At 69.5% G+C, this 12,765-nt stretch carries 6 protein-coding genes; 4 read left to right on the forward strand and 2 right to left on the reverse strand.

Going from position 1 to position 12,765, the window contains the following annotated elements:
* The 4 genes from G6016_RS10025 to G6016_RS10040 all read left to right on the forward strand — a co-directional run.
* A partial coding sequence (locus G6016_RS10025; protein WP_182632524.1) for an alpha/beta fold hydrolase occupies positions 1–741 on the forward strand: 741 nt, incomplete at its 5' end.
* Positions 738–2,291, forward strand: a complete 1,554-nt coding sequence (locus tag G6016_RS10030) for a carboxyl transferase domain-containing protein (RefSeq protein ID WP_182632525.1) — start codon at positions 738–740, stop codon at positions 2,289–2,291. The genes G6016_RS10025 and G6016_RS10030, both read left to right, overlap by 4 nt.
* A gap of 156 nt (positions 2,292–2,447) precedes the next feature.
* Positions 2,448–4,232: a CapA family protein gene (locus tag G6016_RS10035; protein WP_206682302.1), complete on the forward strand. Its 1,785-nt coding sequence runs from the start codon at positions 2,448–2,450 to the stop codon at positions 4,230–4,232.
* Between the two features lie 188 nt (positions 4,233–4,420).
* On the forward strand, positions 4,421–5,653 hold the full coding sequence (locus tag G6016_RS10040; RefSeq protein WP_182632526.1) for an amidohydrolase family protein: 1,233 nt from the start codon (positions 4,421–4,423) through the stop codon (positions 5,651–5,653).
* Positions 5,654–5,974: 321 nt separating this feature from the next.
* Here the strand turns inward: G6016_RS10040 and G6016_RS10045 are convergent, their stop codons facing one another.
* Positions 5,975–9,364 carry an arabinosyltransferase domain-containing protein gene (locus G6016_RS10045; protein ID WP_182632527.1) on the reverse strand — a complete coding sequence of 1,130 codons (3,390 nt, stop codon included), beginning with the start codon at positions 9,362–9,364 and terminating at the stop codon, positions 5,975–5,977.
* A 22-nt stretch (positions 9,365–9,386) separates the two neighbouring features.
* Positions 9,387–12,765, reverse strand: a 3,379-nt coding sequence (locus G6016_RS10050) for an arabinosyltransferase domain-containing protein (RefSeq protein WP_338403576.1), incomplete at its 5' end; no start/stop codon positions are given.

Below are 12,765 nucleotides of genomic sequence, written 5' to 3' on the forward strand. Positions count from 1 at the left end.
CTCGCCGCGGACACCCCCGTCTACGGCGTCGAGCGCACCGAGGGCCCGCTCCCGGAGCGGGCGGCGAGCTACCTCGACCGCATCCGCGAGATCGCCGGCGGCCGTCCCATCGCGGTGGGCGGCTGGTCCTTCGGCGGCGCACTGGCCGTCGAGGTCGCGCAGCAGCTGCGCGGGCAGGGCCACGAGATCGCACTGGTGGTTCTACTGGACACCGTGCAGCCGTCGGAGGCCGTGCCGGACACGCTGGATGAGGCCGAGGCGCGCTGGAAGCGCTACTCGGAGTTCGCCAAGAAGACCTACGGACTCGACGTTCAGGTGCCGCGCGAGTTCCTGGCCGAGCACGGCGAGGACGGCGTGTTGGCGATGCTGCTCGAGGCGATGGGCTCCGAGGCCAACGCCATGGGCGGCGGCGTGATCGAGCACCAGCGGGCCAGCTTCGTGGACAACCGGATCCTGCAGAGCGCCGACCTGACCAACTGGGCCGGGACCGGGGCCGAGGTTCCGTTCGTCCTGTACCGCGCGGAGCGGATGCACGACGGGGCCATCGAGCTCGAGCCCCGCTACGCGCACGTCGATCCGGACGGCGGTTGGGCCCAGATCGTGACCGAACTGGAGATCGTCCACCTGTCGGGAGACCACCTGGCAATCGTTGATGAGCCGGTAGTCGGTACGGTCGGTAAGCATCTGGCACGTCGACTCTCCGAACTCGACTCCGACGTACTGAAGGGACCGGACGCGTGACGGCGAAGACCACCGCAGAGAAGCTCGCGGACCTGCGGCTCAAGATCGAAGAGGCGCAGGACCCGGGTAGTGAGCGCGCCAAGGCCAAGCGTGATGCCGCGGGACTGACCCCGCCGCGCGTGCGCATCGACGAGCTGCTCGACGCGGGCAGTTTCGTGGAGATGGGGCAGCTTGCCAAGGCCCCCGGCGACGTGAACAACCCGTACGGCGACGGTGTGGTGACCGGCCGCGGCACCATCGACGGCCGCCCGGTCGTGGTGTACGCGCATGACAACACCGTGTTCGGCGGATCGGTCGGCGAGGGCTTCGGTAAGAAGGTCTGCGCCATCATGGACTTCGCCATCAAGGTCGGCTGCCCGATCATCGGCATCAACGACTCGGGCGGCGCCCGCGTCCAGGACGCCGTCACCTCGCTGGCCTACTACTCGGAGATCTCCAAGCGGCAGTATCCGGCGTCCGGCTACATCCCGCAGATCTCCATCATGCTCGGCAAGTGTGCCGGCGGCGCTGTGTACGCCCCCGTGACCACCGACTTCGTCGTTGCGGTCAAGGACCAGGCGTACATGTTCGTCACCGGCCCCGACGTGATCAAGCAGGTCACCGGCGAGGAGATCTCCATGGAGGATCTCGGCTCGGCACTGCAGCAGGCCAAGAACGGCAACGTCAACCACGTCGCCGTGAGCGAGCACGAGGCGTTCATGTACGTGCGCAACCTGCTCAGCTACCTGCCCTCCTCGGCCGCGGAGAAGGCACCCCTGATCAACCCGGGCCTGGAGCCGGAGATCACCGAGTCCGACCGGTCGCTGAACGAGATCATCCCGGACTCGGACAACGCGGCGTACGACATGCACGACGTGCTCATCCGGATGTTCGACGACGGCGAGTTCGTCGAGACCTCCGGCCAGTTCGCGCCCAACATGATCACCGGCTTCGCGCGGGTCGACGGACAGTCGGTCGGCGTGGTGGCCAACCAGCCGCTGCACCTGTCCGGTGCGCTGGACATCGACGCCTCGGAGAAGGCGACCCGGCACATGCTGCTGTGTGATGCCTACTCGATCCCGATCGTCTACGTGGTGGACACCCCCGGCTACCTGCCGGGTGTCCAGCAGGAGCGGCTGGGCATCATCCACCGCGGCGCCAAGATGGGCTACGCGGTCGCCGCGAGCTCGGTCCCGAAGGTCACCTTCGTGGTGCGCAAGGCCTACGGCGGCGCGTACGCGGTGATGGGGTCCAAGAACCTCGGTGGCGACCTCAACTTCGCGTGGCCGACCGCCCGGATCGCCGTGATGGGCGCCGAGGGCGCGGTCGACCTGCTGCAGCGGCGGCAGATCGAGGAGGCCGGCCCGGAGGAGGGGCCGAAGCTCCGTCAGCAGCTCATCGACATGTACAACGAGTTCATCGCGACGCCGTACACCGCGGCCGAGCGGGGCTACATCGACGCCGTGATCGAGCCGTCCGAGACCCGGCTGATCCTGCGTGGCGCCCTCAAGCAGCTCCGCGACAAGATCCGCAACGAGCCGCCGCGCAAGCACCCCATCGCGCCGCTGTAACACGACTCCGGCGGCCGGTCGAGCCGTCCTCGGGGACATCCTGATCACCAGGGCCCTGCCGCGCTGCGGCGGGGCCCTGTGAAATCGGTGGAGACGGGTGCGGTCCGTACGGCAAACTCGCCGCGGCATCGCCGGGCGGTGGTTAGAGTCGCGCACATGAACAAACTCCCATCTTTGCCGGCGGATTCTGCGGAGTTGGTCCACGCGATCGTCGACCGGCTCACCCATCACGGGCCCAAGGTGCTGGACGTCCTACGCCGCGTCTCCACCGGCGAACTCGAGATGGTCGAGACCCTTTCCGATGCCGACAAGGCACTGACCCGTCAACTGTTCGGGTGGATCGTCAGCGCCGAACCATCGCTCGCGCATGCCGCCACCATCCATCCCGAGGTCTTGGCTCTCGTCGAGGACGCCCGCGCGCATATCCCGGGCAAGATCAACGACGACATGATCGCCTCGGCCCGGCACGCGGCCGGATTCCTCACCGAAGCAGTCCGGAAGCACTTCGCCCATCACGGTGACGCCGACGGGGGAGCCACACAGGGCGACCCACGGATCAAAGCGGTTCTCAAGATCGCCGGAGAGGTCAAAAAGGACTACAGTCACGGACTGGCCGGACTGGCCATCATCACAGCGAGCTACGTGTTCTACGAGGACTTCCACTTCCCGCAGCCGGAGACCGGCGTCTACGACATCGCCCACAGCACCGCCGACAAGCTCAAGTGGGTGTACCGGTACTGGTTCAACCAGCTCGAGGTGGCGCAGCCCGGTTCCGGTCTGGAGGAGTTCTTCCGGGGACAGGTGCTGCAGAACAGCGTGACGATGGACGACTCCGCAGTGGAGTCGGTCTCCCGGGTCTCCCTCTCGTGCGCTGGCGACTTGCTGGCGGTCGACGTCCTCACCCCCGCCAACACCGGGCGACTGTTCGAGGACATCACGGACTTCTACAGCAGCGCGGACATCGTGAGTTCCAACCTCGAGTCCACCGTGTACAGAGCACAGGCTGCGGGGCGCAACGGCGACGAGGCGGGCCAACCGTTCAAGATGAACACCTCCCCGGAGATGTTCGACAAATTCCGGAACGAGGCCGGGATCAACTTTTTCAGCACGGCGACCAATCACTCCAACGACTGGGGCACGGAGGGCCTCCTGGCGACGCTGGACCTGCTGGATGCCTCGGGCGCGGATTACTCGGGCACCGCCCGCGACCAGGCCGGCCAGGATGACGTGGTGGTCGTCGAGCGCAACGGCATCAAGATAGGGCTGCTCACCTTCACCTTCGACCTCAACGGTCGGCCGGTCCCCGAGGGGCAGAAGTACCTCGTCAACGAGGTGCGGTTCAACGACGTGGACCCGGGGCCCAACTACGCGCTGGTCGAGGCGCATGTGGCGGCCGCCAAGGCCAAGGGCGCCGAGTTCATCGTCGCCTACTGCCACTGGGGCTGGGAGTTCGAGATGTACCCCCACCCGAACGTCACCGATGCCGCCCGCGAGGTGGTCGAGCGAGGCGTCGACGTGATCCTCGGAAACCACCCCCACGTGCCGCAGCCCGCCCAGACCATCGATCGGGGGCCGGACAAGCCCAAGGCACTGGTCACCTATGCCTTCGGCGACTTCGTGAGCTATCACCCGGAAAGCCGGAACTCCAAGCTCACCTACGCCATCAAGTTCGACATCGCCAAGGTCGTGACCGGTGGCGGTACCTACGTCTCGTGGGATCACGTCCAGACGCTGCCGCTGTACATCGTCAACGCACCCCTCGGAGAGGACCGCTACGACAGTCGAATCGTCCAGTTCCACAAGGTTCTCGAGAACCCGGATGGGTACGGACTGTCCGAGCGCGAGAAGTCGGAACTGCCGCACCTCGACGAGGTTGTGTGGAAGGGCATCCTGTCTCCGCTGTCGCACATCCCGGAAGGCGGATGGTCGGGCCAGCGCTGACCAACGATCAGGAACCCACCCCGCCCGAGTGCATATGACGGGCGCGCGGTTGTCGAGCGGTAGCCGTCCCCTGACGGCTGCCGCTCGACGATTTCTGTTCGACAGGTGTTGGAACGATGACGGAAGCAGGGGCGAACTCCCCGCCAAAACCGATTCAGACCGGGCAACCCGTGGATAAGATGCCGCTTATGACGACGACTATTCTGCACAACGCCCGATTGATCGATGGCACCGGCGGGGATCCGATCGCCGACGCCGTGGTCGTGATCGACGGTGGCAAGATCTCTTACGCTGGCCCGGCAGACGGTGCCCCGCAGGCCGACGACTCCGCGACGAAGGTCGATGTGGGTGGCAACACCATCACCCCGGGCTTCTTCGATTGCCACGTCCACTTGTCCCTTCCCGGTACCAAGGGCTCGCCGATCATGGCCGCCATGGTCCCGCCGTCCTACCGCTACTTCGAGCTGATCAGCCGCCTGAAGGTCACCATCGAGGCCGGCGTGACCACGGTCCGCGACCTGATGGGTGTCGACGTCGGCGTCCGCGAGGCCGTCAAGAACGGCCTGCTCGAGGGCCCGCGACTGCTGGTCGCCGACAAGATGTTCTCCCAGACCGGCGGCCATGCCGACTTCCACATCCCGTCGGGCATCGACGGTTCCGGCCTGGTCGGTGGCCTGCTCGTCGACTCGGTCGACGAGGCCCGCCGGCACGTGCGTGGCCTGCTGCGCGACGGCATCGACGTGGTCAAGGTCGCCTCCTCCGGCGGCGTCACCTCGCCCTCGGACGACCCGGACTGGCTGGGCGCCCGGATCGACATCGTCTCCGCGCTGGTCGAGGAGGCCCACAACTACGGTGGCCGCAAGGTGGCCGCCCACGCGATCGGGTTCGCCGGCATCCAGGCGGCCGTCCAGGGTGGCGTGCACAGTCTCGAGCACGGCTACGCCCTCAACGACGAGCTGCGGCAGGAGATGGTCGAGCGCGGCCAGTTCCTGGTGCCGACGCTGATCGAGACCCTCAAGCCGGACACGGCCACCCCGCAGGCCAAGGCCAAGAGCGAGAAGTGGCACTCCCTGGCCCACGACTCGCTCAAGGCGTCCGTGGAGGCGGGCATCAAGATCGCCGTCGGTACCGACGCCGGTCTGGTCCCGGATCACGGCGACACGCTCGGTGAGCTCGGCGCGCTGGTCAAGTTCGGTGGCATGACCCCGATGCAGGCGATCGTCGCGGGCACCAAGACCTCGGCGGAGCTGTGCGACCTCGGCGACAAGCTGGGCACCCTGGAGGAGGGCAAGCTCGCCGACGTCGTCGTCGTCAAGGGCGATCCCCTGGCCGACATCGACTCGCTGGCCGATCACGACAACATCCTTCTGGTCCTCAAGGAGGGTCGCGCCGCCAGCAACCGCGGCGAGTACTCCCTCTGATCGCAGGCGACCGTCGCTGACCAGGCGGCGGCGCACTGGGTCTCATCGCCTCAGGGCTGAGAGCTCCGGCGCACTGAACGACCACAGCCCGTGGGTGGAAACTCACCCGCGGGCTGTGTGCTGTCGATGGCAGGGGCTGGGTTTGGGCCCGGCCGAGCGGGCTGCGCTAGCGCTAACGACGCTGCAGCGGGGGCGACGGGCATGAACGACGCAGCCGCGCCGTCCAAGTGCATCCGCTCCGGATATATCGGGAGCGGATGCACCTGAGTGGCGCGGCTGCAGGGGAGTAGGGGAGTGGCCCGGAGGGCTACTGCGCCGGGGCTACTCCGGGTTGGTCACCAGGATCGGACCCTCCGGCGACCAGAAGCCCGAGCGGGTCACCGTCTCCAGGGTGAGCTCGGCCGGCTGCGGCGGCGCGTCCTGGTAGGTGCCGAGCGGGGTGTAGGCCTCGATCGAGCCCCAGTCCCGGTTCCAGTCGTGACGCAGGTACGACGGGATCGTGCGCGCGCGCTGCGCGGTCTCGACCCAGCCGAGCGGGCCGCCACCCTCGTACGACATCCACGTGCTGGTGGCGCTCACCGCGAGCGGACGGTCTGGCAGGATCCGGAACTCCGGCAGCTCGGCCACACCCGCGAAGTGCGAGAACGGGCGCTGGCACGGGAACTGCATGCTCACGGCCCAGTCCAGCAGGACCGGCGACTCGGAACCGACCATCTCCTGGACCGTCTGGAGTTCCGGGGCCCGTGGCGGGGTGATGGCGGCCCACTGGTCCGGGGTGAGGTCGGCGTCGTCGACCCGGATCCTCATGACCTGGACGTCGGCGGGCACGTCCTCCATGGACACCCGCAGGTTCCGCCAGGTCGGGGCGGGGCCGATGTCGTAGGGCACGATCGGTGCGCCGACTATCTCGACGCCGTTGCCGGTGTCCCGGCCGAACTCCACGGTGACGGACTGGCCGTACTTGTAGATGCCGTCGGCGTCGAAGCGGCCGATACGACCGGCTGCCGAGATGACGAGCAGCGGGTGCGCCTCGCGGTTCTCGGGGAGTTCGTACCAGCCCGTTTCGAGCTCGGCTTGTTGCTGTGGGCCGGAGAAGTGCGAACCCAGCACCGGGGTGGTGGCCGGGTCCAGGCCGAATGGCAGTGCCACGGTGGACTCGTTGACGCCCTCGGCGCCACGACCGCCGCCCGTGCCGGCGCTCTCGCCGGTGTTGACCGACGGACCGCCGCCGGGATCAGAGGTCGTGTTGGCGGCACCCGGATCGGAGACCACCGCGTCGGCGGACAGGTCCGGGGCGACGCCGTTCGGGGTGAAGCCGGTGTTCCCGCCGGCCTCGAGCGCTTCGGCGCGGGCCTGCGGGTCGACGGAACCGTCGGGCAGGCGCGGAGCGTCGAGCGGGGTCAGCATGCCGGCGTTGGCATCCGGCTCCACCAGGACGCGATCGGCGAGCATGCACGGGTTCCCGGCCAGCGCCGAGACGTTGCCCGCGGCGATCGAGTAGGCCGGGAACTGCTTCTGGACGCCCTTGACGAACGAGGCCACGTTGAAGATGACCAGCAGGCCCGCGACCACCGCGATCGGGGCCGCGGCGATGGTCCGCATCCGGCGGCGGCCCGCCGAGGTCTTGGGCGCCTGGTCCCCCGTGTAGTCGCGGCGCAGGTGCTGCCAACCGGCGAAGGCGAAGGTGAGGATCGCCAGCACGAGCAGGACGTTGGATGCGCTGATCCCGCTGACACTCGGGGCCTTGTCCCACCAGGGGATGCCGTAACTGGAGACGTACCACCAGCCGTTGGGGCCGGCGAAGGCCAGCGCGAGGACCATGAGGATCACGCCGAGGAACAGGGTGCGGTTGCGGGCGGTGCGTACCGCCGACGCCGAGATGGCGAGTGCCCCCAGCGCGGCGATCGCTGCACCGATCCCGGCGTACACGCCGAAGTGGTGGGTCCATTTGGTGGGGGAGAACATCATGAAGAAGGCGGTGCCCACCACGACGCCCACCAGGCGCCACACCGGGCCCGAGGCGGCGCCGGGGACCTTGCCGCGGCGCAGCAGCGTCCCGACCACCATGGCCAGGCACAGCAGCACCAGCAGGACCGGCAGGCGGCGGGACAGTGACCCGTCCACCGTCGGGATCATCAGGTAGTAGTAGCGGACGAACTCTTCGAACCAGCTCAGGCTGGGGCCGATCGCGCCGCGCACCCGGATGGCCTCGAGGACCGACGCGAGCGTCTGCACGCCGAAGACGCAGATGAGCACCATGGTTCCGGACGCGAGGATTGGGGCGACCAGCGCGAGGTAGGAGCCGATCCGCTTGCCGCGCACCACGATGGTGCGGATGACGCCCCGCAGCCCCATGATGAGGGCCGCGACGGCCATCAGCCCGGTGGGACCGGTGGCCAGTGAGAACGAGGCGATGATCACGGCCACCGCGAACGGCAGCAGTCTGCGGGTCGCGATCGAGCGTTCCACCGACACCCAGGTCAGCAGCGCGCCCAGCGCGATGGCCGGCTCGGGCCGCAGGCCATTGTTGAACGCCATCCAGAACGCGAGGAACACCGCGGCGGCGCTCCACACGACGACCGGGGTGGTGCGGGCGGCCCGGCCGAGGCGGGGCAGGACCTCGCGGCTGATGACGAGCCAGCACAGGATCGCCGCGATCAGCGCGGGCAGTCGCATCCACGGGCTGGCGGTGGAGACCTGCGAGAACAGGGTGAGCAGGTCGTAGTAGGGCGAGCCGAACGGCGACTCGGGCACGCCGTACCAGCGGTAGTAGTTGGCCATGTAGCCAGCGGGGTCAGCGGCCCGGGCCATGGTCATGATGTAGCCGTCATCGGAGGTGTTGCCGCCGATGAAGTGCCACACGCCGAGGGTGCCGATCACCGCCACGTCGGGCAGGCGCGGTCGGAACCATCCGCGCGGCAGGAACCGCAGGCTGCGCCGGCCGTCGGTCTGGTCGAGCCCGTGCAGCGCCCACAGGGCGACGGCGGTGGAGAGCAGGCCGAGGATGATCGCCACCCACTTCAGCGCGGTGGGATCGGTGGTGAACCGGGAGTCGACGTCGACCGTCACCGCGAGCTCGGCCGGCACGGCGGTGTCGAGCGGCAGGTCGGTGTAGATGCCGGTGACCATCGGGCGCAGGTCATCGGCGTCGATGCGGCCCGTGGCGGCCGGGTCCTCGATGCCGTCGAAGGACGCCTCGACGAAGGTGGGTCCGGCCACCAGGGTCAGGACCCCGCAGTCACCGGCCTGGACCTGCTCGCGCGGCGCGGAGGCGATGAGCCTGCTGCGGGAGACCACGTCGACCGTGTCGGCGGAGGCGCGGACGAACAGTGCGCGCTCCCCGGCCTCCTCACCGCCGGCGGGCGCGGTGGACAGCAGGATACCGCCGTCCTCCGGGAGATCGGAGACCAGCGCGCAGGGGATGGTCGCGGTGACCTCCTGCGGTGTGTGGGCCATGAGCGGCGCGGTGACCGACTCGACTGACCCGTTCTGCGGCCACTGCACCGACGAGCTGGTCTGCGCGACCGGCAGGAACGGCAGGGCCAGGAAGCACAGGGTGCCCACCAGGCCACTGACGATGGCGATGATGCGGAGCCGGGTGACCCGGGGGTCGGAGGCGAGCGCGGACGTCGCCCGATCCGACGCCGAAGGCGCGGCCGGGTCGGGGTCCGAGGACGCGGCGGAGCCCGCGGCGGAGGAAGAGTCTGACACGTCGCCAGATTCTAGGCGACGATCAGTTCATCGGGCCGGGTGTGGTCCAGCCCCATCGCCTGTCGCTGCTCCGGAGTAGCGATGCGGGAGTGGCGGTCGGGTCCAGTGGTTCGAACCGTTGCAGCGAACCCCAGTCGCGTGACCAGTCATGGTCGAGGTACGTGGGGACGGTGACGGCCTCGACGGTCTGGGTGGTCCACAGCAGGGGCCCGCCACCGTTGGCGCTCTGCCACCAGTTCGCGGCCGCGGAGGATTCGCGGTCGGCGAGGATCCGGTAGCGGGGGATCTCGGCGACGCCGCCGTTGTGCACGAACGGTCGCTGGCAGGGGAAGGCCAGAGCCACGACCCAGTCGATGAGGACCGGATCGTCGTGGCCGACGACCTCGTCGAGCGTGCGAAGTTGCGGATTTCGTGGCGGGGTGACGGCGAGCCAGCGGTCCGGGTCGAGGTTGTTGTCCTGGGCGACGATCCGGACGACCTCGGCGTCCTCCGGGATCGACTCGAGCGGGATCCGCAGGTTTCGCCATGCGGGGGACGGTCCGATGTCGATAGGGGTCATGGAGCCCATCACCTCGAAATCGGTGGGGCCGGCGGCGCCGACGTGGCCCGGGCGTCCGTACTCGATGCGCAGGTCTCCGGCGCCGATCCGGCCGGCGACGGCCATCACCAGCAGTGGCCGGTTGGGGCTGCGGGCGGGCAGGCGGTACCAGGCGGAGGTGAGCTCGGCGGCGACCTGCGGCCCGCGACGGTAGGAACCGAGGACCGGTGTGGTCTCCGGGTCGAGACCGAAGGGCAGGGCGACGGTGGAACCGTTGACGGTCAGGGAGCCGCGGCCGCCGGTGGTGCCGGCGTCGACGCCGTCGTCGGGGTCGCGCTCGTCGGTCTGGGCCTCGGCGAGGGAGCCTGAGGTCTCGGCGCTCTCGACGGTGATCGAGTCGGGCAGGCCGTTGGGTGCGAAGCCGTTGACCACGCCGGCGCCGAGCGAGATCTCGGGGCCGGCGCCGATGGCGGAGAGGATGCCGTCGTTGGAGTTCTCCTCGACGAGCACCGAGTCGGCCAGGGAACAGGGCTCGCCGGAGATCGCGCGGATGTTGGCGCGACCGACCGTGTAGGCGGGGGACTGGATGAACACCGCGATCACGGCCGAGCACAGTTCGAAGATCACGACGGAGAAGGCCACGACGGTCAGCGGTGCCCCGTCGATGCCGCGGCCGTCCCGCTTGCGCGCGGCGGGCGTGTCGGGGCGGGAGCGCAGGAAGGACAGTCGCACGGTGATCTTGCGCCACAGGGCGCGGCCGGGCTCGTCGGGAAGGAATCCGATGTGGATGAGGCCGGCGATGATCAGGCAGGCGAATCCGCCGAGGAAGGCGACGTACTGGATCTGGATCCCGGCGACGGCGGGGAAGGAGTCGGAGAAGGGGATGCCGTAGTCGGAGACGTACCACCAGGTGTTGTCGGTGGCGGTGGACAGGCCCACCACGAGGCACAGTGCCGCCCACACCACCCACCGGCTGCGCGCGAGCGACACCGAGGAGGAGCGCAGGGCGATCACGGTCAGCACGGCGAGGGCCCCGGCGAGACCGGCGAAGACGCCGAAGTGGTGGGTCCACTTGGTGGGCGTGAACACCAGGAACAGCAGCGACCCGGCGAGCACCCCGATGAGGCGGCGCGACGGGCCGGCGGCGGCGCCGGGGATGCTGCCGCGCCGCAACATGACGGCCGTGACCAGCCCCAGGCACATGAGCATGAGTAGCACGGGGAACCGACGGGCGACGCCGCCGTCCGCGGAAACCCCGAACAGGGACTCCCAGCGTTCCTTCTCCCCGTACCAGGGCAGGCTCGGGCCGAGCTCGGTGCGGATGCGGGTGGCCTCGAGCACGGCGGCCACCGTCTGGTCGGCGAAGACCGTGAACAGCAGCGCCAGCCCGACGGCCAGGACCGGCCCGATGATCGCGGCCCAGCCCACGACCCTCGCGCGGCGGCGGGCCATCCGGATGAACTCGCGGGCGCCGGCCGCCAGCGCGGCGACGCACATCAGTCCGGTGGGCCCGGCGCCAACGGAGAAGGCGGCCACGCCGATCGCCAGCACCCCGGGCATGAGCCGGCGGGTGGCGATGGACCGCTCGACCAGCGACCAGGTCAGCAGTGCGCCCAGGGCGATGACCGGCTCGGGCCGCAGACCGTTGTTGAACGCCATCCAGAACGCGAGGAACAGGGCCGCCCCGGTCCAGCGCGAGCGCCGCCACGTCCGGGCGAGGCGGCCGAGGCGGGGGATGACCTCGCGGCTGATGATGAGCCAGGACAGGATTCCGCACACCAGCGTGGGCAGCCGCATCCACGGGCTCGCGGTGGAGATCTCCGCGAACACCCGCAGGATCTCGTAGTACCAGCCCACCGGCGATTCGGGTGAGCCGAGCCACCGGTAGTAGTTGGCCATGTAGCCGCTCGGCCCGGCGGAACGCGCCATGGTGAGCAGGTAGCCGTCGTCGGAGGTGTTGGCGCCCACGAAATGCCAGAACGTGAGGATGCTGATCACCACGCCGTCGACCCCGGACAGGCGCAGCCACGAGCGCGGGACGACCCGGCGGTGCGTGCGGCCGTCGATGCGGTCGAGGCGGTGCAGGAACCACACCGAGGCGATGGTCGCCGCGATCCCCACGAGGATGAGGATCTGCTTGAGCAGCGTCGGGCTGGAGGAGTAGCGGGAGTCGACGGTCACCTCGACGGTCGACTCGCCGAGCCCGTCGGGGGCGGTGGTGGGGGTCAGGTCGGTGAAGATGCCGGTGACCTGCGGTCGCATGCTGCCCGGCACGGCGGCGCGGACCGGGTTCTCCCCGTCTTCGGCGTCCTCGGGGTCCTGCTCCATCCCGGTCAGTTCGGCGACGAGGATGCCGGTCTCCGCTCGCACGTTGAGCGTCTGGCAGTCGGAGTCGCGCAGCGTGTCCAGCGGCACCGACAGCAGCGTGCGGTTGCGCACCACCACCTCGATCACCGGGTCACCGGCGGCGTCGCTGGACCGCTGCACCACCAGCCCGTCCGAGATCCGCCCCGGGGCCCCCTTGGGCAGCGTGGAGAACACGACGGAGTTCTCCGGCACCTGCGCCAGCGGGCCGCACGGCGCGGAGATGGTCAGGTCGAGCGGCCGCCCGGACACGAGCGGCGAGGTGACGGAGGCGTAGTCGGGGCCGGCGGTCCACTGCACCTGCGTCGTGTCCTGGTGGACCGGCAGGAAACCGGAGAGGATCGCCAGGAACGCGCCGAGGAAGCCGGTGATGATCGCCCAACGCCGGTGCCGGTCCATGCCGGGGTACGGGTGCAGGCCCAGCGGCCGGTCCGGGTCCGAGGCTGCGTCCGCGCCCGGGGCTGGGTCCGGGGCGCGGGCCGGATTGCCGGCCTGCTCG

This window comes from Dietzia aerolata, assembly GCF_014144865.1.
Classification (GTDB): Bacteria; Actinomycetota; Actinomycetes; order Mycobacteriales; family Mycobacteriaceae; genus Dietzia; species Dietzia aerolata.